Origin of the sequence: Paenibacillus sp. J5C2022, from assembly GCF_025567625.1 — a bacterium.
In the GTDB taxonomy this organism is placed as follows: domain Bacteria; phylum Bacillota; class Bacilli; order Paenibacillales; family Paenibacillaceae; genus Pristimantibacillus.
Genome location: NZ_JAOQJC010000020.1, coordinates 108,857 through 131,747, shown reverse-complemented (window position 1 = coordinate 131,747; position 22,891 = coordinate 108,857). Strand labels below are relative to the sequence as shown.

22 protein-coding genes, 1 tRNA gene and 1 pseudogene are annotated in these 22,891 nt (G+C 54.2%); 5 read left to right on the top strand and 19 right to left on the bottom strand.

The annotated features are described in order from the left end of the window. Positions 1 to 191: 191 nt before the first annotated feature. Positions 192 to 527: a tyrosine-type recombinase/integrase gene (locus M6D81_RS17330; protein ID WP_317259141.1), complete on the top strand. Its 336-nt coding sequence runs from the start codon at positions 192 to 194 to the stop codon at positions 525 to 527. A gap of 26 nt (positions 528 to 553) precedes the next feature. After that, positions 554 to 988 (top strand): annotated as a pseudogene (locus M6D81_RS17325) (Rpn family recombination-promoting nuclease/putative transposase); the annotation flags it as partial. A 452-nt stretch (positions 989 to 1,440) separates the two neighbouring features. Here M6D81_RS17325 and M6D81_RS17320 read toward each other — a convergent pair. The 3 genes from M6D81_RS17320 to nrdR all read right to left on the bottom strand — a co-directional run bounded on the left by M6D81_RS17320 (position 1,441) and on the right by nrdR (position 2,447). Further along, a tRNA-Ala gene (locus M6D81_RS17320) sits at positions 1,441 to 1,513 on the bottom strand. Between the two features lie 215 nt (positions 1,514 to 1,728). Beyond that, positions 1,729 to 1,905: a hypothetical protein gene (locus M6D81_RS17315; protein ID WP_262678168.1), complete on the bottom strand. Its 177-nt coding sequence runs from the start codon at positions 1,903 to 1,905 to the stop codon at positions 1,729 to 1,731. 56 nt (positions 1,906 to 1,961) lie between these two features. After that, positions 1,962 to 2,447 carry a transcriptional regulator NrdR gene (nrdR, locus tag M6D81_RS17310; RefSeq protein ID WP_262678167.1) on the bottom strand — a complete coding sequence of 162 codons (486 nt, stop codon included), beginning with the start codon at positions 2,445 to 2,447 and terminating at the stop codon, positions 1,962 to 1,964. 119 nt (positions 2,448 to 2,566) lie between these two features. Between nrdR and M6D81_RS17305 the strand changes: the two genes are divergently transcribed. Further along, positions 2,567 to 2,782: an alpha/beta-type small acid-soluble spore protein gene (locus tag M6D81_RS17305; protein ID WP_262678166.1), complete on the top strand. Its 216-nt coding sequence runs from the start codon at positions 2,567 to 2,569 to the stop codon at positions 2,780 to 2,782. A 119-nt stretch (positions 2,783 to 2,901) separates the two neighbouring features. Here M6D81_RS17305 and M6D81_RS17300 read toward each other — a convergent pair whose 3' ends face one another. The 13 genes from M6D81_RS17300 to M6D81_RS17240 form a co-directional block, all read right to left on the bottom strand. Further along, a complete protein-coding gene (locus M6D81_RS17300) occupies positions 2,902 to 3,468 on the bottom strand; it encodes a lytic transglycosylase domain-containing protein (RefSeq protein ID WP_262678165.1) in 567 nt (188 codons plus the stop codon). Beyond that, complete coding sequence (gene coaE / locus M6D81_RS17295; protein ID WP_262678164.1) at positions 3,465 to 4,064, bottom strand: dephospho-CoA kinase; 600 nt, start codon at positions 4,062 to 4,064, stop codon at positions 3,465 to 3,467. The genes M6D81_RS17300 and coaE overlap by 4 nt, the downstream gene beginning before the upstream one ends. Before the next feature lie 15 nt (positions 4,065 to 4,079). Next, entirely contained in the window at positions 4,080 to 4,793 is a 714-nt protein-coding gene (gene ytaF / locus M6D81_RS17290; protein ID WP_262678175.1) for a sporulation membrane protein YtaF, read from the bottom strand. Positions 4,794 to 4,879: 86 nt separating this feature from the next. Next, positions 4,880 to 5,713, bottom strand: coding sequence for a DNA-formamidopyrimidine glycosylase (mutM, locus tag M6D81_RS17285; protein WP_262678163.1), 834 nt, complete (start codon positions 5,711 to 5,713; stop codon positions 4,880 to 4,882). 58 nt (positions 5,714 to 5,771) lie between these two features. Continuing rightward, positions 5,772 to 8,450: a DNA polymerase I gene (polA, locus tag M6D81_RS17280; RefSeq protein WP_262678162.1), complete on the bottom strand. Its 2,679-nt coding sequence runs from the start codon at positions 8,448 to 8,450 to the stop codon at positions 5,772 to 5,774. A gap of 102 nt (positions 8,451 to 8,552) precedes the next feature. Continuing rightward, complete coding sequence (locus M6D81_RS17275) at positions 8,553 to 9,770, bottom strand: EAL domain-containing protein (protein WP_262678161.1); 1,218 nt, start codon at positions 9,768 to 9,770, stop codon at positions 8,553 to 8,555. Continuing rightward, a complete protein-coding gene (locus M6D81_RS17270) occupies positions 9,767 to 11,221 on the bottom strand; it encodes a GGDEF domain-containing protein (protein WP_262678160.1) in 1,455 nt (484 codons plus the stop codon). Before M6D81_RS17270 ends, M6D81_RS17275 begins: the two co-directional genes overlap by 4 nt. 163 nt (positions 11,222 to 11,384) lie before the next feature. Next, positions 11,385 to 12,044, bottom strand: a complete 660-nt coding sequence (gene phoU / locus M6D81_RS17265; RefSeq protein ID WP_262678174.1) for a phosphate signaling complex protein PhoU — start codon at positions 12,042 to 12,044, stop codon at positions 11,385 to 11,387. A 27-nt stretch (positions 12,045 to 12,071) separates the two neighbouring features. Further along, positions 12,072 to 12,827 carry a phosphate ABC transporter ATP-binding protein PstB gene (gene pstB, locus M6D81_RS17260; RefSeq protein WP_262678159.1) on the bottom strand — a complete coding sequence of 252 codons (756 nt, stop codon included), beginning with the start codon at positions 12,825 to 12,827 and terminating at the stop codon, positions 12,072 to 12,074. A gap of 25 nt (positions 12,828 to 12,852) precedes the next feature. Beyond that, on the bottom strand, positions 12,853 to 13,728 hold the full coding sequence (gene pstA / locus M6D81_RS17255; protein WP_262678158.1) for a phosphate ABC transporter permease PstA: 876 nt from the start codon (positions 13,726 to 13,728) through the stop codon (positions 12,853 to 12,855). 1 nt (position 13,729) lies between these two features. Further along, positions 13,730 to 14,593 (bottom strand): phosphate ABC transporter permease subunit PstC, encoded by an 864-nt coding sequence (gene pstC, locus M6D81_RS17250; protein WP_410795752.1) that lies wholly within the window; start codon positions 14,591 to 14,593, stop codon positions 13,730 to 13,732. A 194-nt stretch (positions 14,594 to 14,787) separates the two neighbouring features. Then, a complete protein-coding gene (locus tag M6D81_RS17245; protein WP_262678156.1) occupies positions 14,788 to 15,798 on the bottom strand; it encodes a PstS family phosphate ABC transporter substrate-binding protein in 1,011 nt (336 codons plus the stop codon). A gap of 112 nt (positions 15,799 to 15,910) precedes the next feature. Then, complete coding sequence (locus M6D81_RS17240) at positions 15,911 to 17,089, bottom strand: methyl-accepting chemotaxis protein (RefSeq protein WP_262678155.1); 1,179 nt, start codon at positions 17,087 to 17,089, stop codon at positions 15,911 to 15,913. A 180-nt stretch (positions 17,090 to 17,269) separates the two neighbouring features. On the opposite strand from M6D81_RS17240, the gene M6D81_RS17235 reads away from it, so the two are divergent. Both M6D81_RS17235 and M6D81_RS17230 read left to right on the top strand, forming a co-directional pair. Beyond that, positions 17,270 to 18,097, top strand: coding sequence for an AraC family transcriptional regulator (locus M6D81_RS17235; protein ID WP_262678154.1), 828 nt, complete (start codon positions 17,270 to 17,272; stop codon positions 18,095 to 18,097). A 25-nt stretch (positions 18,098 to 18,122) separates the two neighbouring features. Beyond that, entirely contained in the window at positions 18,123 to 18,989 is an 867-nt protein-coding gene (locus M6D81_RS17230; protein WP_262678153.1) for a helix-turn-helix domain-containing protein, read from the top strand. An 18-nt stretch (positions 18,990 to 19,007) separates the two neighbouring features. Here M6D81_RS17230 and M6D81_RS17225 read toward each other — a convergent pair whose 3' ends face one another. The 3 genes from M6D81_RS17225 to M6D81_RS17215 all read right to left on the bottom strand — a co-directional run bounded on the left by M6D81_RS17225 (position 19,008) and on the right by M6D81_RS17215 (position 22,679). Then, positions 19,008 to 19,727 carry a response regulator transcription factor gene (locus M6D81_RS17225; protein ID WP_262678152.1) on the bottom strand — a complete coding sequence of 240 codons (720 nt, stop codon included), beginning with the start codon at positions 19,725 to 19,727 and terminating at the stop codon, positions 19,008 to 19,010. 163 nt (positions 19,728 to 19,890) lie between these two features. Continuing rightward, positions 19,891 to 21,666, bottom strand: coding sequence for a two-component system histidine kinase PnpS (gene pnpS / locus M6D81_RS17220; RefSeq protein WP_262678151.1), 1,776 nt, complete (start codon positions 21,664 to 21,666; stop codon positions 19,891 to 19,893). 29 nt (positions 21,667 to 21,695) lie between these two features. Beyond that, positions 21,696 to 22,679 carry a bile acid:sodium symporter family protein gene (locus M6D81_RS17215; RefSeq protein ID WP_262678150.1) on the bottom strand — a complete coding sequence of 328 codons (984 nt, stop codon included), beginning with the start codon at positions 22,677 to 22,679 and terminating at the stop codon, positions 21,696 to 21,698. Positions 22,680 to 22,891: the final 212 nt, after the last annotated feature.

Genomic DNA, 22,891 nt, shown 5'->3' with positions numbered 1-22,891 from the left:
TGCTCACATAGCTCCATCAAGCGTGCCTCGTACCGAATGGACCTAAGTAGTAACGAAAAGACTGATGACCGCCTTTAAACGGCGTTGTCTTCGTATATAAATAATGACGGTTATGGTATGGGATTTAAATGAATCAACGCGATTTCTTAAAGCATCCGAAAAGCATGAACTATATATCGCTTTTGAACTGACTGGAATGCGTCAATCTACTAGGACCCAAACGAGGCATTCCTATCAATCCAAGAAATTTACTCCGTTCCTTCTACTCACTTATGAAGAAGGCTGAAATACCAAAAATTCGCTTTCATGATGATTTACGGCATACCGTTGCCACGTTAATGTTAAGTCGCAATATCAATCCTAAGGTAGTCAAGGAAATATTGGGCCATTCTGACATTCGTGTAACTCTGGACACATACAGCCATATCCTGCCTTCCGTTCACAAAGAAACCGCAAAAAAATTCGGCAGAATGCTTTTTGGTGACCCTCGACACCACCTTCAAAATCAGTCTGATAGCATGGTATAATAAGAAGAAATGGAGTTGATTGTCAAATGCCGGAACTGCTTGATCCCCGAAATGATTTCGTCTTCAAACGTATTTTTGGCAGTGAAGAAAACAAGGATGTACTTCTCGCTTTCCTGAATCGTACATTTGCGGAATCCGGCGAAGCTCTTTTAACGGAAATCGTTCTGCTCAATCCATATACGGATAAAGATGCTCCGCTCGACAAACAGTCCATCTTCGATATTTGGACAAAGACGATTGAAGGAAAACTGATTAATATCGAGATGCAGCTTTTCAATAAATACGATATCGAAAAACGAACGCTTTTTTACTGGAGCAAACGCTACTCCAGCCAGTTGCAGGAAGGGCAGACATACTAGGAACTGAAGAAATGTGTTACCATCAACATTTTGAACTACTCATTTATTCCGAATGAACGTTATCATAATGTGTTCCATTTGAGAGAAGATCATACGGGCCTTGAATTTCATACCCCACAAAGTGTCGATAACCTTCAAAGCCTATTCCGATTACTTTGCGGGGACCCCGACAGCTGAGTCATCTTCCATTTCAGGAAGTGTATCATTCACTCCCTGCGCGCGGACTGAACCCCGGGTTCGCCCCCTTGCGGGGCTCCATACGAAAAACGCCATCACGAATTGTGACGGCGTTCTCTTCGTATGGAGCCTAGGGGGATATGCCTCGCATATGCTCGCATTTCCATTATGGGATGTCCGAATCCTGATTATAGACTGACGAAGCTACTCGACGAGGACTTTTAGCGGTAGATTCAGACGCCGTGCTCGTCCGTTTGAAGCGTATTCTTCGAAGCATCCCTTCCACTCCCTGCGCGCGGACTGAACCCCGGGTTCGCCCCCTTGCGGGGCTCCATACGAAAAACGCCATCACGAATTGTGACGGCGTTCTCTTTGTATGGAGCCTAGGGGGATCGAACCCCTGACCTCATCGCTGCCAGCGATGCGCTCTCCCAGCTGAGCTAAGGCCCCATAATATCATTTGGTGTGAATAACTAAGGTTGTAATTCTAGCTAAACTGGAATCAATTTCCCGAATCACGACAAGATTTATAATATCACACGAGTGCAATTTTTGTCAACACATCTTTTTTTATACGGATCTTACTCTTGAGAAACATACACTCCCCATCGCCTTCAGCGATACGTCCCCAAGCCGCTTGAAGCGGAAGCAAAGCTTGCCGTTGCTCAACTTACCCAGCCGCCGGAGGAAGAAGCCCGCTCCCAGAGCATCTCCCCGTAGCCGATCATCGTCATGCTTATACCGGCGTACAACTGCCGCCGCTTCAACTCAGGGGCAGTAACCAACATCTGCACGTCAAGCTGCAGAAGGTCGCCGCGCAGATCGCCAGAATTTCTCATCAAATCCTCAATCGTCTTCTGCCGCAACCTTCATGCCATGCCACTTGCCCTTGACAAGTTTAACCTTTATGTTCACTTCCGCCGTTCATCGGATGCTTCGACAGCAAGCTGTTAAGCTCCTTCATGAACATGTCGATATCCTTGAATTGGCGATAGACCGATGCGAAGCGCACGTAAGCTACCTCGTCGACAGGATAGAGCAGATTCATGACGATCGTACCGATCTCGCTGCTGTCAATCTCGGCGTGGGCGGTCGTCCGCAGCTCCTTCTCTACCTCCGATACGATCACCTCCAGCCGTTCTACCGACACCGGACGCTTCTCGCATGCCCGAATCAGACCGCGCAGTATTTTGTCCCGGCTGAATTCTTCCCGGCTGCCATCCTTCTTAATGACGATTAGCGGCGTCTCTTCAATCATCTCGAACGTCGTGAATCTGCTCTTGCACTGCTCGCACTCGCGGCGTCTGCGAATCGACTTGTTTTCATTCGCCGGCCTGGAGTCCAGCACCTTCGTTCCTGCGTAGTCGCAGTATGGACACTTCATCCCTCTTCCTCCTTCCTGATGTCATTTTGATAAAAAATTTTCTCTTCCAATCGTTTCCTGTTATGAAACTCGGAATAACGCACATAATACAGTTACCAACCGCAAGGAGGTGACAATCAATGAGTGCAAACCGCAGCAGCAACCAATTGGTCGTGCCGCAAGCGACAGCAGCTCTGGACCAAATGAAATTTGAGGTCGCACAAGAGCTGGGTATCGCAATTCCGCAGGACGGCTACTATGGGAACATGGCAACAAGAGACGCAGGCTCCCTCGGTGGTTACATTACCCGTCGCCTGGTTCAAATTGCCGAGCAATCCCTGGCTGGCCAAAAATAATGATTCATTAAGCTTGTATGAATAACAAAAGCCTTGAGAGCGGCTTGTCCATGAAGCGGCAAGCCCTCCAAGGCTTCGTTCATGTTCCGTGAGCAACTGCTATATGTTATCTTGTCCAATTAGAAGCTCGGATACAAGTCCTTGTACTTATTATAGTAATAAAATACCCGTTGTACATAGTGCCGCGTCTCCCCGAACGGGACGGACTTCACACTCTTCATCTGGCCGTCCCAGGTGCCGGAATCAAGCCACTTCCGCACATGTCCCGGACCCGCATTGTAGGCAGCTACCGCCGCAATCGCATTGCCGTCGAATTGATCGTGAAGCGACTTCAAATACCATGTGCCTACTTCTATGCTGACATCCGCCCGATGCAAGAGCATCTCTTCGTCTACAGCTTGGAAGCCCGCACGCTCCACAACCCAATTCGCCGTATTCGGCATAAGTTGCATTAGCCCCAGCGCCCCTTTGCTGGATTGTCTGCCTGTCGAGTAGTTAGATTCCGCTCGAATAATGGCCGCCACGAGATGGGGCTCCACTCCGTAGCTGGAAGCACTCGCCCGTATGTCATCCTTATAATGAATCGGATACATCCACTTGGCCAGCCAGTCCGCCTTCAGGAACAGCAAGCCCACTATGGCGATTATCGCCAAGAGTAAATATCGTTTCTTCATACGCATTCTCATGATGTCCTATCCTTATTGTCCAAAAAAGAAATGATCTGAGCCTCCGTCTGCTCCTGAGAGCCGGTATTGTCGATGACCCAGTCTGCCCGTCTTCGCTTCTCCTCGATGTCCATCTGGAGCGACACTCTCCGCTCCGCTTCCTCGCGCGGCAAACCGTTGCGCTGCATGAGACGCTCTACTTGCATGGAAGCCGGAACATAGACCACCATAACCCCTTCATACCGCCTCTCCGCGTTCGTCTCGTAAAGCAGCGGTATGTCCGCTACTATAAGCCGTTCGGGGTCCTCCGTCGCGTACTGCTGTATACGCTCGGCCATAGCCTTGCGAATTGCGGGATGCGTAATCGCTTCAAGCCGCGTCAGTTGTTCCTTGTCATGGAACACGATGGCCCCCAACGCTTCCCTGTTCAAAGAACCGTCTTCGTGGAGGACAGCTTGTCCGAATGCGGAGGCGATTGCCTCCAGCGCGGGTTCGCCGGGCAACACGACCTCTCTGGCGACCTGATCGGCATCCACCAGCGCCGCGCCGTGCTCCGTTAGCATACGGGCAACCGTGCTCTTGCCGCTGGCAATCCCGCCGGTCAATCCTATGATCATCCCATCACCACCTTCTTACAACAGCTTCATAATGCCCATCAGTATTAATAATATTCCCGGTACGACACTTAATGCCTGCATGCCTCTTCTCGCCGCGAAGCGTATGCCGAGCCAAGTGCCCGCCATCAGGAACAGAGCACTGGAGCAGGCAATGACGATAGCCGTCATGATTGGCGGCAGCCCCAGCAATGCTGCGCCTAGTCCGGCGCCAAGAGCATCCAGCGACAAGGCGACGCCTAGCATTACAGCCTCGGATGGCGATATAATGCCGGAGCGGTCGACGTCTGCCGCTTGCGGCGAGCGCAATATCTGGATAACAAGGCCGAGACGCTTCAGCTCCACCGACAATACGGTTGCCGCGGGCCGTCTAAGGCCTTCTCCTCTGTTCTCAGAATCAAGCGACCGAGCGTCAACCGAACTAAGCGAACTTCCGACATCGCTATCTTCTTCGTGCAAGCCTCTGCTGCGTCCCAATTGAATAAGCGCCCAGCAGCCGATCCCGATCAGGATCGCTGCGCCGATAGCCTTGGCCGCGATCTCGGAGACGTAGCCCCGCAGCCATTCGCCGGCTCCCATCGACAGCCATATTATAAAGCCCGAACAGCATGCGATAATCAGCACGGATACGAACGGAATCCGAATCCGTCTAAGTCCATAAGTCACGCCGACGCCGAAGCCGTCCAGACTGACAGCAAGCGCAAGCACAAGCACTGACAACAAGTGAGCAATCCATTCCAAAGTCCAGGTCCCTCCCCGCTAGACGAAGCCTCAAGGTGATAACTTCATCATATGCGGGAGATGGGCTGAAGTGAATCTCATCGCTTCATCGGCTGACAGCGCGGGCATATATGCGTTCCCCTGCCGCCGACGACAAACTTCACGATCGGCTTGCCGCATACGGAGCAAGCTTCATCCTTGCGGCCGTATACGAGCAACTGCTGCTGGAACATCCCCATCTCGCCTTGTCCATTCACATACGACTTGATGGATGAACCGCCTGCCTCAACCGCTGAAGACAGCGTCGTGCGAATCGCTTCATGCAGCCTCTTCCACTCTGCAGGCTTCAGGGTGTCGGGCGTTCTCTCCGGATGGATGCGCGCCTGGAACAGCGCTTCGTCGACATAGATATTGCCCAGTCCGACAATCAGCTCCTGGTTCAGCAGCAGCGGCTTAATGCGCGAAGTACGCTTGCCGACCCTGTCGCGCAGCGCCTGCAGCGTGAAGTCGGGTCCCAGCGGCTCGATGCCCAGCTTCGCCAGCGGCGCCTGACGGAACTCCTCGCCGGGCAGGAACAGGTGCATCGTGCCGAATTGTCTGACATCCTTGTAACGCAAGTCCGTCCCGTCGTCCAGATGGAACAGCACATGCGTATGAAGCTCGGGAGGCTCCTCCGACGGGAACACCCCGTAACGTCCCTCCATGCGCAGATGCGAGACGAGCACCAGCCCGTCCAGCACGATGCGCAGGAACTTGCCTCTCCGTTCAACCTTCTGTATCGTACGTCCCGCCAGCGCGTCCTGGAATTGCTCAGGCTCCGCGGGACGCTGTATAATGCGCGGAAGCTTGACCGTAACCGTGCGAATCGTCCGGCCGGCGACTTGCTCGTTCAATGTTCTTCTGACAGTCTCTACCTCTGGCAGTTCTGGCATGTCTCCTCACCTCTTGCATCATTATACTGCAAAAGGGGCTGCGAAGCTTGTGACAAGTTTATTTCGCCTCATACCAATTATCTCCGAAGCTGACATCCGCTTTAAGCGGCACATCCAGCTTGATGGCCGCGGACATCACCTCTGGAAGGAGCTTCTTCATCGTATCCAGCTCGTCCGCCGGAACCTCGAATACCAATTCATCGTGCACCTGCAGCAGCATGCGGCTGCGCAGCCCCCGCTCCTTCAGCGCCTTGTCCATCTGCACCATCGCCAGCTTGATAATGTCCGCCGCGCTTCCTTGAATCGGCGTATTCATCGCTGTACGCTCCGCGAAGGAGCGCAGATTGAAGTTCGACGATTTGATCTCCGGCAGATAGCGCCTCCGCTCCAGCAGCGTCGTCACATAGCCGTCCAGCTTCGCCTGGACGACGATCTCATCCATGAACTTGCGCACGCCCTGGAAGACGGCGAAGTACTGATCGATGAACCGGCCCGCTTCCGTCGGCGTAATGTCCAGATTCCGGGACAAGCCGAAGGCGCTGATGCCGTAGACGATGCCGAAGTTGACCGCCTTGGCGGAACGGCGCATATTGGCATCCACCGCATCGGCGGCTACGCCGAAGACGTCCATCGCTGTCTTTGTATGAATATCCATGTCGTGGAGGAACGCTTCCTTCAGCCGCTCGTCGCCGGATATGTGCGCCAGCACACGCAGCTCGATCTGCGAGTAGTCCGCAGCCAGAATGCTCCAGCCCGGCTCCGACGGCAGGAACGCCTTGCGGATCTTCCGTCCTTCCTCCAGCCGGATCGGAATGTTCTGCAGGTTCGGGAACTGGCTGCTGAGCCGCCCCGTCGCCGCGATCGTCTGGCGGTAATACGTATGGATCTTGCCCGTCTCTTCACGGACCTCCTTCAGCAGCCCCTCTACATAAGTCGACTGCAGCTTCGCCAGCTGGCGGTAGTGAAGAATGTAAGGGATAATCTCGTGTTCCTTCGCCAACCCTTCCAGCACTTCCGCATCTGTGGAATAACCGGTCTTCGTCTTCTTTGTCGCCTTCAGCCCCAGCCGTTCGAACAGCACCTCGCCCAGCTGCTTCGGCGAGTTGATCTTGAACTCCGTACCGGCCAGCCGGTAGATCTCGCTGATCGTCGTCGTCAGCGTATCCTCCAGCTCCGCGCCGAGACGCTCCAGCTCTCCCTTCTCCACCTGAATGCCCTGCAGCTCCATCCCTGCAAGAATGCGGGATAACGGCTGTTCCAGATCGATGTACAGCTCCTTCATATTCGTCCGCTCCAGCTCCGCGGTCAGAACAGGCTGCAGCCTGCGCACGGCATCGGCCTTCAAGGCCAGGTGACGGTGCAGCGTCTCGTCGTCCGGCACCTTGAACTTGGCGCCCTTGCCGTATACCGTCTCATCGGACGAAGGGCCGGCTACGCCTTGCCGCTCGCATATGCCGGAGAGCGGCTGCGAGCCCTCCGTGGGGTCCAGCAGATAAGCGGCCAGCTGCACATCGAACGCTGCGCCTCCCAGTTTCAAGCCCGCCCAATGAAGCGCAAGCTCAGCCTTGTGCATATCGTAGCCGGATTTTCCTGCCGATTCTTCCGCCAGCCACTCGCGGAACGACTCTGCCGAATCTCCCTTTACAGCGTCCATACTCAGGACATACACGGCGTCCTCCAGCGCGACGGCCATGCCCAGCAGCTCGGCATGATGCGGATTGTCCCCAACCGCTTCAATATACAGGCCGTGTTCTGCGCCTGACCGCAGCCGTTCCAGCAGCTCTGCCAGCTCCTTGTCGCCGCCTCCGGCCTCGATCGCCTTCACAGTCAGCTCGTCTGCGGCGGCCTTCGCCTCCGAGGCCGATGCTCCGCCTTCAGCTTGCAGATCCAGCCGCTCGCTCAGCGACTTGAACTCCAGCTTGCGGAACGCTTCTCCCAGCGCAGCGGCATCATAGCCGCTGTAGCGAATATCCTCCCCGCTGCGTTCAACCGGCACCTCGCGGTAGATCGTCGCCAGCTTCTTGCTCAATTCAGCGTCGCCGGCATGCGTCTCCAGCCGCTCCTTCAGCTTGCCCTTGAGCTTGTCCAGATTGGCAAGCACATTCTCCACGGACCCATGCTCGTGAAGCAGCTTCAGCGCCGTCTTCTCCCCCACCCCGGGCACGCCGGGAATATTGTCGGACGCATCGCCCATTAATCCCTTCAGATCAATAATCTGCAACGGCTTAAGCCCATACTTCTCATCGATGAATGCAGGCGTATACAGCTCCACTTCGCTGACGCCCTTGCGCGTGACGGCGACCGTGACGCGATCCGAAGCCAGCTGCAGCAAGTCCTTGTCTCCCGTCACGACGACGGCCTCCGCCCCTTGCTCGTCCGCTTGCTTCGTCAGCGTGCCGATGATGTCGTCCGCCTCGTACCCGTTCAGCTCATACTGCTGAATGCCGAATGCATCGATCAGATCCTTCAGCACGGGGAATTGCTCCGACAGCTCAGGCGGCGTCTTCTGACGGCCTCCCTTGTACTCGCTGTAGCTTTCGTGCCGGAAGGTTACCTTGCCCGCATCGAACGCTACCAGCACATGAGTCGGTTTATGCTCTTCCAACAGCTTGAGCAGCATAGTAGTAAATCCGAATATGGCATTTGTATGTAATCCTGCTGAATTCGTAAGCGGCGGCATTGCGAAGAAAGCCCGGTAGGCAATGCTATTGCCGTCAATCAACATCCATTTATCCATTAGCTTGTGCAGCCCCTTTCCTTACCTGACCTACGCTTTCTATCATAACACAAAACAGGCTCTTCCCCAGCATCGTCGCCCGAGAAAAGCCTGTTACACCTGTTAATTGAAAAAAGGCCGCGGCCTTCCCAGCAAATACCCCTGTGCATAATGAACGCCAACCTCTCTCAGCAACTGAAGCTCCGCTTCCTGCTCGATGCCTTCGGCAATGACGGAGACGCCCATCTTGCAGGCAATGTCCTGCAGCGTCTGAAGGATATGGCGCTTCATCTCATCTTCGTGCACGTTATGGATAATGGACCGGTCCACCTTCAAGTAATCCGGCCTCAGCTCAACGATGGATTGCAGTGAGGAATACCCGGCGCCCACGTCGTCAATGGCGATCTGGTAGCCTTGATTGCGATAATGCTCCATGACGCGCTTGAAGGCGTTGAAGTCCCTGATGGCGCTTCGTTCTGTTATTTCGAATACGACATGCTGCGGATCAAGCTGCTGCTCCTCCAGCAAGCTCATCGTCTGTCCCGGCAGAAATTCTGGAGATTCCATAATTTGCGCATTGACGTTAATGAACAGCTTCTGCCTGCGCGCGAGACCGAAGCAGCCGCCGATTGCCCGCTCCCTTGCGATCCTCTCCAGCGCATACAGCTGCCCTTCCGCATCCGCGAAGTGGAACAGGGGCAGCGGGCCGTCGAACCAGCTGCGGTCATTCAGCCGCGTCAACGCTTCATACCCGAATATGAGCCCGCCCGACAACGAGACGATGGGCTGATAGACGGGGTATAGACCGTCCTGCTGTGTCAGCAGCCTGTGGAATGCTTTCCTCCTCAAGCTGTGCTCCATCGAGCCCGGAGACTGTCCGTGCAGAATAGCCGCTTTAGACGCCTCATACCACAGATTCAATTTCCCCAACGACGCATCCTTGGCGACGACGGATATGCCTACGAGCAGTTTGCCTCTGTGTGCCGTGTCCGTCATGCTCGAAGCATATTGATGGAATTCGCTCTCCCAATGGCGCATCATGCCGTACGTATGCTCAAGCATCCATTCCTCCAGTTCGCCCTTGTTCCCTGGAGGAAGATCGATCGACACGAACAGATCGTCGTTCATCCATTGGGGAGTGGACGTCAGCAGCGACATGCGCAATACTTGCTCGACCTTCTCGGCCGCATATGCGCGCCACAGCCTTCCAAGCAAGCGGACATCGGAGGCGGAGGCAGCCTCATGATCCTGCCATGTCCATGATAGATAAATCATGCCGCAGTAACGTACCGGCTCGTATTCCATCAGCTTGTCTTCCTTTCCTAACCATTGCCCTCTCATGGTGCCACTCGTTCCTCTCCATGTGCATGTCCCATCCGGGATAGTTGCTCCGTGACGTATACGCTTCCCTTCACGAGCTTGGCCCGCTTCTTCAGCTTGGCAGCGTACTTGGCTATGTCCTCCAGCGGCTGGGAGAACTCATGGGTGCAGTACAGTACCGACAAGGACAGGGTAACGCCCTCCTGATTCACTGTATTGCCGTTCCTGTCTTCTACTCCAGCGATCTGAACGCCGCCATAGAAGGCTTTCACTCCATTATCGAATCGTTCAATCAATTCCTCGCACATTCGATCCGCTGATTCGGGAGACAGCATCGCGATGAAGTCGTCTCCGCCGATATGGCCGATGAACCCGCTCTCTTCTCCGTAGCGGGATATGGCATCGTTAAGCAGACCGGCCAGGTAACGAATCAACTCGTCGCCCAAGCCGAATCCGAAGCAATCGTTGAACCACTTGAAATAATCCAGATCCGCATAGATGATGGCGAACGGTCGCTTCTCTGCCATTCTTCCCGCCAGTTCCGCATGAATGCTGGCATTGCCGGGCAGTCCGGTAAGCGGATTGGCCGTACGGGCCACCTCGGTCCTCAGCGCCGTAATGCTCTCCAGAATCGCCCTTATGGATGCCGCCCCGATGAGCCGTTCTTCTCTAGTAATGAGCACCACGTCGTACAGATCGGAGTATTCGCGCGACATCGCCAGTTGGGACACCTCTTCCACCGGCATCCCTTCATCTACGACCAGCGGCTGGCTTTCCATAATTTTCTCAACCGGCCTGTTGTAATAGAGCGGCAAGCCGAACTGTCCCGCCAGCAGCTGATGCAGCTTCTCCTTCATGATCAGCCCGAGCGGCGTGCCTTCGCTGACAATTGCCGCTCCTTGCTCGCGCGGGCGCGTATGGAACAGCTGGGCGATATCCGACACGCGAGCATGGGGCTGGAATTCCGGAATGGGCGAAGCAAGGCGGCCGATGGTGAAGCCTCTCTCCAGCATAACCATGCTCCCTCTCCGCTTCTCTTCTTCAACTGGCGAAGACGCCGCCGCCTGCGCTCTGGCTTCCATGATCATCCCATGGAGCACCGCTTCCATTGTCAATTCCGGAGACGGACTTGCGGAGCAAGCCGTCCCTATACGGAAGCGGCCTTCTCCATCTTCATCCCGCAAGCCGGCTATGTCGCCCAGCCCCCGCATAAGACGGCTTGCCGCTTCTTGAACGATGGCTTGCATCGTTCGATCACCCTGGGCGCTTCTTACAAAATAGTAGCATTCTTCCCCTATCTGCTGCTTCCAGAACAATCCATCCGTTTCACGTTCCCAGACTTGAAGCGCCTTCCCCGTATGCTCGTTCGGCTTCCGCAGCTGCAAATATAGAGTCGCAAAACCGCCGATCCAGTGCCGATCAGCCGTATGCATGAGCTCCCTGTTCCATAATCCGCTCCCTACTGCTCCCATAACGAACTCCTCATTCGTAATCACGTTACTATGTACCTATACCAATATTAACCGATATATGTGAAATGAACTACTGAGATTCGTTAAATTTCGGTAAAATACGACTAATTCCGACATAAAAAGGACCGCGTCAGCATATCGTTCTGCCTCTGCGGTCGCAGGTCTACATATTCAGGTCGGGACGGGTTCCAGTCACGAGGTATACGACACTTTCGCCGATATTCGTCGCATGATCCCCGAATCGCTCCATGTAGCGCCCTACGAAGCTAAGCAGCGACGCTTGGGCGATATTGCGGGGATTCTCCATCATCATCAGCGACAGCTCGCGCGTAATCTGCCCGTACAGCATATCGACCTGATCGTCGTCCTTCGCCATCTTGTAGGCGAGATCCACATTCTCCTGCACGAAGGACTGAATCGATTCGTCGGTCATCGTTCCGATAATTTCCGCCATTCGCGGAAGGTCGATCAGCGGCTTGATCAATTCCTGGCCGTCAAGCCGCAGCACCACCTTCGCAATATCGACGGACAGGTCGCCCATGCGCTCCAGATCGCTCGCTATCCGGAAGGCGGACAGAATGCGTCGCAGATCCTTGGCTACAGGCTGCTGGGTGGCAATAAGCTTGGAGCCCAGCTCCATCACATCTTCTTCCATGCTGTTCAGCTCGATATCCTTGTCAATGACCGCCTGGGCGGCTTCTACGTCAACATTCTTCAATGCCTCCACCGAATCGTCCAAAGCCTTCTTCACGAACGCTCCCATCTCGACCAGCAGATTGTGAAGCTGCTCCAGCCCGAGATCGAACTCTTTGCGCGTTGCCATCATACCCTTTGTTCCTCCTATCGTGTATTAGCCGAAGCGGCCGCTAATATAATCTTCCGTCCGTTGATCGGTCGGATTGGAGAACAGCTTCTCTGTATCGGAATACTCCACCACTTCGCCGTTCAGGAAGAATACCGTCTGGTTCGATACGCGGGCCGCCTGATGCATGTTGTGCGTAACCATGACGATCGTATATTCCGACTTCAGCTCTTGCGCCAGCTCCTCGATCTTCAGCGTGGAGATGGGATCAAGCGCAGACGTCGCTTCGTCCATCAGCAGAATGTCGGGATTGACCGCAAGCGCTCGTGCGATACAGAGCCGCTGCTGCTGACCGCCGGAGATCGACAGCGCAGAACGCTTCAAATGATCCTTCACTTCATCCCACAGCGCCGCTTGACGAAGACTTCTCTCCACGATCTCATCCAGCTCTTTCTTGCTGTTGGTGCCGTGCAGACGCGGTCCGTAGGCGATATTGTCATAGATCGACTTGGGGAACGGGTTAGGCTGCTGGAACACCATGCCGACCTTCTTGCGCAGCGTCTCGACGTCCACTTCGTTGGAATAGATCTCTGTCCCGCCGATTGATAGTCCGCCCTCGATACGCGTGCCGGGAATCATGTCGTTCATCCGGTTCAATGTACGGAGCAAGGTTGACTTGCCGCAGCCGGACGGTCCGATGAACGCCGTAATGGCTTTTTCCGGTATCGTAAGCGAGACATTTTTTAGCGCATGGAATTCACCATAGAATAAATTCAGTTTTTGTATATCGATTAATGTTCGCATTGCTTTCCCTCCACGAAAGTCGTCATTACACATTTTTCTGATACTTGTTGCGCAGCAGAATCGCCGAGAAGTTCATAAGCAAGAGCAGAGCCATCAGGACGATAATGCCGCTTGCTGCAAGCTCCTTGAACTCCGGCTGAGGCTTCGACAGCCAGTTGTATACCTGAATCGGTATGACGGAGAAGGAATCCATGATGCTCTCGGGCAGAAAGGCTACATACGTCAAGGCGCCGATCATGACCAGCGGCGCCGTCTCGCCGATTGCGCGGGACATCGCCAGAATGACGCCCGTCAATACGCCAGGCAGCGCGGATGGCATCACCGAACGGGATACCGTCTGCCACTTCGTGGCGCCCAGTGCGAACGAAGCGTCGCGCCTGGACTTCGGAACCGCGCGTATCGCTTCTTGCGCGGAGACGATAATGATCGGCAGTACGAGCAGCGTCATCGTGAGCGCACCTGCAAGCAAGCTTTTCTCCAGCGACAGCAGCCTGACGAACAGCGCGAGGCCGAGTATGCCGTATACAATGGATGGAACGCCCGCGAGCGTGCTGATATTCAGCTGAATGAGTCGAGTCAGCCAGTTCTTCTTCGCGTATTCCTCCAGATAGATCGCTGCGCCTACGCCGAATATGAAGGATACAGGCGCCATAATCATCAGCATGTATATCGTGCCGACGATCGCCGACTTCATGCCGGAGTTGTCGGCTTTCCGGGAAGGGAATTCCGTGAACAGCTGCGGTTGAAGGCGCGCCAGGCCGTCGATGATGATATCGATCAACAGGACGCACAGTGCGATTACACCTATCGATGTCGCGATGACGAATAATATATGAAGCACGAAGTCGATCGTACGCCGATTCGCGATCTGCTTCCGGTTCGCGTCTTGAAAGATGGACATATCAGTATTCCTCCCTGAATCGTCTTGCTACATACTGGGCAAGAATATTAAGCAGGAAGGTAATGACGAACAAGGTCATACCCACTGCAAAGATCGAGCCGTATTCCACCGTGCCGTGCGGCGTATCGCCAAGGCTGACTTGAACGATGTAGGCCGTCATCGTCTGGATGCTCTCCAGCGGGTTCAACGTCAGATTAGGCGTGGAGCCGGCAGCCAGCGTCACGATCATCGTCTCGCCGATTGCCCGCGAGAAGGCCAATACAGCGGAAGCCACAATACCGGAGAAGGCGGCAGGCACAACGATCTTCAGCGCCACCTCGAACTTCGTTGCGCCCAGCGCATAAGCTCCGTCGCGCAGCGATCTCGGTACAGCGGACATCGCATCCTCACTCAATGAGCTGACCATCGGGATTATCATAATGCCGACGACGATGCCCGCACTCAGTGCGTTGAAGATGCCAGTTCCGCTAAAAATCTGTTGAATGATCGGGGTTACGATGCTAAGCGCGAAGTAACCGTAGACGATCGTCGGCACGCCGGCAAGCACTTCCAGCACCGGCTTGACGATCTTGCGCACGCCCTTGGGCGCGTACTCCGACAAGTAGATCGCACTTGCCAGTCCCAGCGGAACCGCAACGAGACAAGCGATGACTGTAATGAGAAGCGTACCTCCCAGCAGCGGCAATATGCCGAAGCTCTTCGGAGGAATAAGCGGCGACCAGGTCGTCCCGAACAGGAAATCGAATATCGGAATTTTCTTGAAGAATTGGTAGGTTTCCGTAGCAAGAGTTACGACGATACCTATCGTAGTCATCACGGACACGATCGCACATAGAAACAGCAGGACCGGCATTACCGCATTCATGATGCTCTTGCGGCTGTTTTTGAATGATGTTGCAGGTATGACTTGCGCCTTGTCGCTCGTTGATAATGCATTGCGCGGCATACAGCATCCTCCCTCTTACATTTACAATTCGTTAACATATCCGGCGAGAAAAATGTGATGTCCCACGAGACATCACATTTCTCACCCGGCTTTCTCGGAAAGTTTTACATGAATTATTTCAGTTTTGCAGCTTGCTCGGCATATTGCTCGTCAGGAAGCGCAACGTAGCCCACTTCGCCCGCCATGGAGCCGATGTTGTTAATATAGAAGTTGACGAACTCGCTCACTTCAGGACGCTCAAGTTCCTTGTTGCTCACATAGATGAACAACGGACGGGACAGCGGAGAATAAGAGCCGTCTTTGATCGTATCGTAAGACGGTGCGATCGCGCCAGTGCCGCCATCGATCGGAACAACCTTCAATTTGTCTTGATTCTCTTCGTAGTAGGCATAACCAAAGTAGCCGATGCCGTACTTGCTGCCGGAGATTCCGACAACCAGCGTGTTGTCGTCTTCGCTGAAGGAGATGTTGTCGTTGCGGATGCCTTCTTTGTCCAGAATCGCTTCATTGAAGTAGTCGTATGTGCCGGAATCGGCGCCTGGCGAGAACATCACGATCTCTTCTGCAGGCCATCCGTCGCGAACATCGCTCCACTTCATTACCGTGCTGCCTGTTTTGAAGATTTTGTTCAGTTCTTCAACCGTCAGGTGATCGATGAAGTCGTTCTCCTTGCTTACGACAACGGACAAGCCGTCGAATGCGACAGACAGCTCTGTGAACTCGATGCCGTTGGCTTTGCAAGTCTCCGCTTCGCTGTCTTTAATCGGACGGGACGCATCGGAGATCGCGATCTCGCCTGCGCAGAATTGCTTGAAGCCGCCGCCTGTGCCGGACACGCCTACAGGTACGCGAACGTCAGGCTGTACTGCTCTGAATTCTTCCGCTGCCGCTTCCGTAAGCGGGAATACCGTGCTGGAACCGTCCACCTTGATTTCGCCGCTCAGCTTTTTGTCTGTGTTTTCAGCCGGTTTCTCTGTCGCTGGTGCGTTCGTCGCTGTGTTGTTGCCGCCGCCGTTGCCCGCGGAACCTTCGTTGCCTCCATTGTTGCCGCACGCCGCCGTGAATACCAGCATTGCCGCCATTGCCGTCATAATGATCCCCTTGATAGTCTTGCTCTTAGTCAACTCTACCACTCCTCATAGAAAGTATCTGTTTGGCTCGTTCTTACATTCCCTATATTACTGACTGATTGTTAATGCCGTATTCTTGTTTTGTAAATTCCGTGTTAAAAAAATGCTATATGCGATCATCGATTTGCAATCCTTGCCGATAGGAACGATAGAGCCCCTCCATCTCCTCCGCTACATGACAGGAATGGCGATGGGCACGGTCCGACAGCTCTCTGATCTCCTTCTGTCCGCTCCGATTGCCGGCCGCCGCCTTGAACAATCCGTTGAAAATATGCTCCGTATCCCGCACATGCGCCTCACTGCTCGCGGTTATTTCTCTGCCCTGCTCCACGATCTGCGCCGTTTCTCCAATCGCCTTTACAATCGCTTCCGTCGTTGAGGTAATGGCCGTCGCCGACCGCTTCGTCTCGCTCGCCAGCTTCATCACCTCGCTTGCCACGACAGCGAAGCCCTTGCCGTGCTCGCCGGCGCGCGCTGCCTCAATAGAAGCGTTGATCGCCAGCAGATTGCTCTGCTCCGCCAGATCCTTGATTAGCCGCGATACGCCGCTGATGGAGCCCACTTCGCTCATCAGCTCCTTCATGTTCGCCTCTTGCAGGACGGAGCTGGCTGCCATCTGGCGGAATGCTTCCGTCATCTTGTCCAGCCCGTTCTTGCCCGAGAGAGTCAAGTCCACCATCTCGACGGACGCTTCTTCGCCTTGCACACTGGAATGCTGCACGCTGCTGATGCCTTGCTCAATCTCGTTCATTCGGGTAACCACAGAAGCAACGACGCGCATCTGCTCTTCCATCGCCTCTTGCTGAAGCTCCTGCGACAGCTTAAGCATATGGGACATCGTGAGCGCTCCAACCACCCTCTCCCCATGGGTGACGATAACGCAATCGTAGATCGTGTCGTCGCTCCTGCTCAGCGCCATGTCAATGACGGCTTGTGGCGGCATGGACGCATCCACGACAAGGGGGGAAGCATCCGCCAGATGCGTAACCGGCTTCTCATAATAGAGATCCGCGCTGAACCGGTGGCCCAGCTTCAAGTAAAATTTATTTCTCATCAACATACCGATCGGTCTTCGTCGTTCGTCGGCTATAACAATACACTCGCTATGTCCGTTCCGGCGAAATACAGCAATGGCTTCTCTGCAGGTCAGTTCGGCAGGGACTGCAGGAACCTCTTGCACATGCTCCCGCAGTCTCCCGTTCATGGATGTCGTCGCTATCGTGTCCCGAGCTGCCGCATCGATCGAACTCTGCTCCCTTGCTCTCTCCACAATCGTTGCAGCCACCAGCCCACACCCTTCCAATTGATTTTCCATTCCTATCTAATTGTTACTATAGGACCTAAGAATCATCCCAGTGGCAACGCAATGTAAACGCAATGTTAAAATGTGAAGGAGCGGATTATGCTATAATGAAACCATCTTGTCGAGACAACCGGGCAGCCGCAAAGAAAGGGGCAAGTGCGCTTGGATTTCAGAGCATTTCCCACATTGACGGAATTGGACGAGCGCTTGCCCGTCTATCTGGTCAGCGTCGGTCACTGGGACCATCAAGAGACCACGTATCGGGAGAACGGCCATCCCGATTATCAATGGCTGCAGACCGTATCCGGAAGGGGCAAGCTTCAGGCTGGAGACAGGGAATGGACGATCTCACCCGGCCAAGGATTCTGCCTCTATCCGCACGAGCCCCATGCGTACTTCGCTGTAGAAGGGGATTGGGACGTCTATTGGATCAGCTTCCGGGGCAGTCTCGCTTCTCCGCTGCTGCAGCGGGCAGGTCTGGCAGGCACAGGCATTCATCATGTGTCGGAGCCGGAACGGATTGCCTCGCTAATCGGCGATATCTATAATATGACGCAAGCCGGCAAGGACTATGGCGGGATCGACTATTCCCAGCTCCTCTACACGCTGCTGCTGGAGTTGTTGAAGACGACCGGCCCCGGCTCTCAGGCGGCGGAATGGGGTTACGCGAAGCTTAGACCCGTATTGCAATATATGGAACGTCACTATGACCAGCCGGTCACGATCAAGGAGCTGGCTGACCATATCGCGGTCACGCCGCAATACTTGTGCCAGTTGTTCAAGCGGGCGCTTCATATGCGGCCGATGGAATATATGAACCGGGAACGAATTAACCGGAGCAAGGAATTGATGTTCCGTGAGGGCGGCATTCGGCTGTACGAGGTGGCAGAACGCGTCGGCTTCGAGTCTGCCAGCTACTACAGCTCCGTCTTCAAGCGCCTGGAGGGGATGAGCCCGGATCAATTCAAGCGAATACACGGATTGAAGTAATGGGCTTGGATGGAGGGAAGCAGGAATGGAAGCTTACAACGAGAAGGTGCGCTACGAGAATCCGCTATTGTCTCTGCGCACATTTCGCTCGAGACGCAATCAGTCCGACTATATTCATTGGCATTATCACAAGCAGCTGGAACTGCTGCTCGTGCTGCATGGCAAGCTGGAGCTCTGCCTGATGGACGAAGTGTTCCTGCTTAAGCCGGGCGACATCGTCATCGTCGGGGCGCATGAGCTGCATCGCGACCGCAGCTTTAACGAGCTGGATTATATTGTGCTTCAGTTCGATCTGGAGCAGTTCTTCGATCATGGCTCCATCCCTTATATGCGCTACTTCTCGGAGACCCATACGCCGCTCAGCAAGGCGAATTACATCTATCGGGACAACGAGGAGGCGCGGCGCGGGACCGCCGCATGCATGCAGCAGATTTTGAACGAGGCTACGCACAAGGAGAGGGGCTACGAGCTCGCGGTCAGCATTCTGATCAAGCAAATTCTGCTGATTCTGCTTCGCAACGACCACCGCAAGGTTCTGATGGAGCAGGACAGCTTCGATACCGTTCGCTTGAAGCCCGTGCTGGACTATGTGGAGAATCATTTGACAGATCGTATCCAGGTGGAGGAAGTGTGCCGCATCGCCAATATGAGCTATTATTATTTCGTCAAGTACTTCAAGAAGGCGATCGGCATGTCCTTCACGGAATATGTCAACTACCGGAAGGTGAAGTGGGCGGAACGCATACTGCTGACGAAGGATCTCAGCATCTCGCAGGTCGGCGAAGAGATTGGCATGCCGAATATGGCCCACTTCTACAAGATGTTCAAAAAATACAACGACTGCTCGCCCAAGCAGTTCCAGCGCAAAATGCTGTCCTGGCAGCCCAAATAAAAGAAGCTCTCAAGTCCGTCACTTCGGACTTGAGAGCTTCTTCGGCATCACGAGCTTGTAGCCGACGCCTCGGATGGATTCAATCTGAACGGACTGCTGGCCGAGCTCCAGCTTCTTGCGCAATGAGCTGACATGCACATCGACCGTACGCTGTCCTCCGATGTAATCGAATCCCCACACGACATTCATCAGATCGTCGCGGGTAATGACCATGCCTGGACGCTGCACCAGATACAGCAGCACCTCGAACTCCTTCGGCCGCAGCGGAATCGGTTCGCCGTGGACGATCACCTCGTATTTCTCCGGATAGATGGATAATTCTCCCGCCGTAATGACCTTCTCGTTCGTCACGACAGGCTCCGCCTCATCCTGCTGGGTGCGTCGCAGCACGGCCGACACGCGAGCCAGCAGCTCCGCAACGCCGAACGGCTTCGTAATGTAGTCATCGGCGCCGTGCTTCAATCCCTGCACGACCTCCTCTTCCGCATTGCGAGCCGTCAGAATAATCACCGGTGTGCGCACCCCGTTCTGGCGCAGCCGGTTCAACACTTCAAATCCGTTCATGCCGGGCAGCATAATATCCAAAACGATCAGGTCGAAGTTGCGCTGCAATGCAGCCTGCAGCCCTTCTCCGCCGTGATCAATGACGGTCGTCTCGTAGCCTTCCTGGCTAAGATTGTAGGATAGCAGTCTCGCTAATGTGGGCTCATCTTCAACGACTAAAATTTTATGCGACATGATGACCTCCAACTGATAAGAGGCAATTCGTACGAATAGCCTCTCGCGGTTTCTATAAGTAAAGCCAACAATAGTTTACCATGGATTCATGAAGAATAGGTAAACCTTTTTAATGCCAGTCCCCAATTCCACATTCCGGATGAAGCTGGCCGATCGTTACAGTCTACTGAATGACCGGTAAATCAATCGTAAAGGTCGTACCTACGCCAACTGTACTCTCTACGGTAATCGTTCCTTTGTGCAGCTCTACCAGATGCTTCACGATGGACAAGCCAAGACCCGTTCCGCCTGAGCTGCGTGAGCGCGCCTTATCCACCCGATAGAAGCGCTCGAAGATGCGCGGCAGGTCCTTCTTCGGGATGCCGATTCCGGTATCGGATATTTTCATCCGGATCAGGTCGTCGTTGAGCGCATGAATATCGATCGATACGCGCCCGCCCTCCATCGTATAATTGATGCCGTTGGACAGCAGATTCATGATGATTTGCCTTAGCCGATCTTCGTCCGCTTCTACGAACAGGCCGGACTCCACTTTTTGATGCAGTTGAATCCCTTTCCGGTTCGCTTCGGCTTCCAGCAAGGTCAATGTTTTGTCCACGAAGCCTTCAAGCTCCACAGGCGAGAAGAGCAGCGGCACACGGCGCGATTCGATCTTGGACAATTCCAGTATGTCTCCGATCAGACGGTTCAGCCGGTCGCTCTCATCATAGATGATTTTCAGGAAAGAGCTGGCCGTCTCTTCATCTTTCACCGCGCCGCCAAGCAGCGTCTCCGCGAAGCCTTTGACAGCGGCAATCGGCGTCTTGAGCTCATGCGATACGTTGGCGACGAATTCGCTTCTCATCCGCTCCAACCGGCGAATCGCCGAGACGTCCTGAAGCACGAGCAGTATGCCGCTGAACTCCTGTCCGCCTTGGCTGATGGGCACAAGATTCAACTCCAGCAGCCGTTCCTCGGGATAATAGAAGGTAACCTCTTCCTTCAGATGCTGTCTCGTCTGGAACGCTTCTTTAATAATCTGCGACAGCTCGTATTGCTGCTTCGCATCCGAGTAGTGCCGGCCGACCAACTCGCGCGCCGAGAAGCCCAGCACCTCCTCCGCTCTCCGGTTCATCAGCAATACTGTGCCGCTGGCATCGATCATGACGACGCCGTTAATCATATTGGCAAGGACGCTTTGCAGTTGGCTCTCATTTTGCTTGATGCGTCCCATCTGCACTTGCAAGCTGTCCGCCATCGCGTTGATCGCCGTGCCCAGCTCCCCGATCTCGTCCTGCTTCGTTACTTTGACACGCGCCCGGTAATCCATATTTTTGATCCGCTTCGCTACCTTCGTAATCTGCTCCAGCGGTCTGGTCATGCTGAGAGCGATGCGATAGCTGATCAGAGCGGCAATGACGAACAGAATGAGCAAGCCGCCCGCCAGCACCATCGTCAGTCGCGCAACCGAACGGTCAACCTCGTCCAGTGTAACGGCGAGTCTAATAATGTACGGCTTCTCCGTCGGAATTTGCTCGATCGGTATCGCTACATACATCATGCTCTGATTGACCGTGTCGCTCTTCCGGATGGAGCGGCCTACACCGTTCTTGATAGCTCCTTGCACTTCTTCCCTCTCGTAATGGTTGTCCATCTTGCCGGCATCGTAATCCGAATCTCCGATGACGACACCGTCATTGCGGATGAACGTAACCCTCGCTTCAGTGAAATGCTTGAGCTCGGCAGCTTCTTGCGTATAATAGTCGAGCACAGACTGGCTGTCGCCTGTACGCCACTCCATCTTCGCCGCAATGAACTGCATCTCGCGCACCATATTGTCCTGCAGCGCATTAATATGATTCTCTTTGAACGTCTTCATCATGAACAATCCGGAAGCGGTAACGGACAAAGCGATCATGGCAATAATAATGACCGTTAGTCGGGTTCGAAAGCTGTTCAAGTGTATCACCCCTTATCCTGCAACAACGTCTATCGTACATTTCGGCTCATTCTTTGGCTAGTGTTCCTATTGTGAAGTTTTTGTAAAACATAATGATGCAATGTTGCCAGCGGCTGCTGAATGAGAATCGACAGCACGACGGGGACAGCAGCCAATGGACTGAAGTAGCCGAGTGCAAGCACCGTACCCAGCGAAATGTTGCGCATCCCCGCCGCGAACGATACGGTCACCAGCTGTTCGCGATCGACACGCAGCATCCTTGCCGGCAAATAGCCGAGTGCATAACAGATGCCGACCAGCGCGATAACGAGCGGCACGAGCGTAAGCATATCCCCCTTCAGCTCGTGCATGTACGGCGCAATCGCCGATGCATTAAGCGTAACGACGGCAGCGAAGCACAGCTTGGACACGGGAGCCGTATACGGCTTTACCTTGGCCTGTATTTTCCCGCCGGTTAGTTCATAGAGTGCGATTCCGACGATCGTAGGAAGCACGATCAGTATCGTCAAGTCCAGCATAAGCGGTCCCGCTTCCACTTCAACCGCCGTATCGAACAGGAAGGCGATTCCCGCCGGCACAACCAGCGGGCTGAGCATGGAATCCAGGACGACCATCGCCAGTATGAGGGGAACGCTGCCGCCCGACATGCCGACCCAGAGCACCGTCGATACCCCCAGCGGAATGATCGTGAACAATACCAGCCCGATCACATATGGCGAATCCGTACCGAACAGCAGAACGCCCATCCAGTAAGCGATGAACGGCGATACGATATGCGCAATGAGAAATGTCAGCCCCATTATGCCTGGCTTCTTCATGACCTCTCTCAACTGCCCCAGCCCGCATCCGATCGCCATCGTCAATGTCACGTAGGCGAACAGGAACGGTATCCAATCGACGAATCGCTGGAGTACCGGAGCTGACAGAAATCCGGCTACCAGCGAGCAAGGGATGATCAGAAACATCCATTTTTCGAACCAGTCATTGAACGCAAGCCCAAACCTTCTCATCATCATCCCCCCCTCTCTACAGCCCAATTTATACGATAATTCATACAAAATTCGTCCCTATAAGGTTAACTTTCATTTTTTGTACGGTTTTTCATACAAACGCAGCTGATTTGTCCTAGAATCCGAGCATTTTGTACGTTTTTTCGTTCAAATGCAGCTGTTCCACAGCAAAACGCGATCATTTTATACGATTTATCATACAAACGTTAATATGA

Bases quoted from the DNA above. Each gene is read 5' to 3' on its own strand.
- phoU (WP_262678174.1), bottom strand. From the start codon at position 12,044: ATGGCAACGCGCAAAGAGTTCGATCTCGGGCTGGAGCAGCTTCACAAT.
- M6D81_RS17275 (WP_262678161.1), bottom strand. From the start codon at position 9,770: ATGAGAGGGCAATGGTTAGGAAAGGAAGACAAGCTGATGGAATACGAG.
- nrdR (WP_262678167.1), bottom strand. From the start codon at position 2,447: ATGAAGTGTCCATACTGCGACTACGCAGGAACGAAGGTGCTGGACTCC.
- pstC (WP_410795752.1), bottom strand. From the start codon at position 14,593: ATGAATGCGGTAATGCCGGTCCTGCTGTTTCTATGTGCGATCGTGTCC.
- M6D81_RS17305 (WP_262678166.1), top strand. From the start codon at position 2,567: ATGAGTGCAAACCGCAGCAGCAACCAATTGGTCGTGCCGCAAGCGACA.
- M6D81_RS17225 (WP_262678152.1), bottom strand. From the start codon at position 19,727: ATGTCGCATAAAATTTTAGTCGTTGAAGATGAGCCCACATTAGCGAGA.
- pstB (WP_262678159.1), bottom strand. From the start codon at position 12,827: ATGCGAACATTAATCGATATACAAAAACTGAATTTATTCTATGGTGAA.
- pstA (WP_262678158.1), bottom strand. From the start codon at position 13,728: ATGTCCATCTTTCAAGACGCGAACCGGAAGCAGATCGCGAATCGGCGT.
- coaE (WP_262678164.1), bottom strand. From the start codon at position 4,064: ATGATCATAGGATTGACCGGCGGGATTGCCAGCGGCAAGAGCACGGTT.
- M6D81_RS17215 (WP_262678150.1), bottom strand. From the start codon at position 22,679: ATGATGAGAAGGTTTGGGCTTGCGTTCAATGACTGGTTCGAAAAATGG.
- polA (WP_262678162.1), bottom strand. From the start codon at position 8,450: ATGGATAAATGGATGTTGATTGACGGCAATAGCATTGCCTACCGGGCT.
- mutM (WP_262678163.1), bottom strand. From the start codon at position 5,713: ATGCCAGAACTGCCAGAGGTAGAGACTGTCAGAAGAACATTGAACGAG.
- M6D81_RS17230 (WP_262678153.1), top strand. From the start codon at position 18,123: ATGGAAGCTTACAACGAGAAGGTGCGCTACGAGAATCCGCTATTGTCT.
- M6D81_RS17270 (WP_262678160.1), bottom strand. From the start codon at position 11,221: ATGGGAGCAGTAGGGAGCGGATTATGGAACAGGGAGCTCATGCATACG.
- M6D81_RS17300 (WP_262678165.1), bottom strand. From the start codon at position 3,468: ATGAGAATGCGTATGAAGAAACGATATTTACTCTTGGCGATAATCGCC.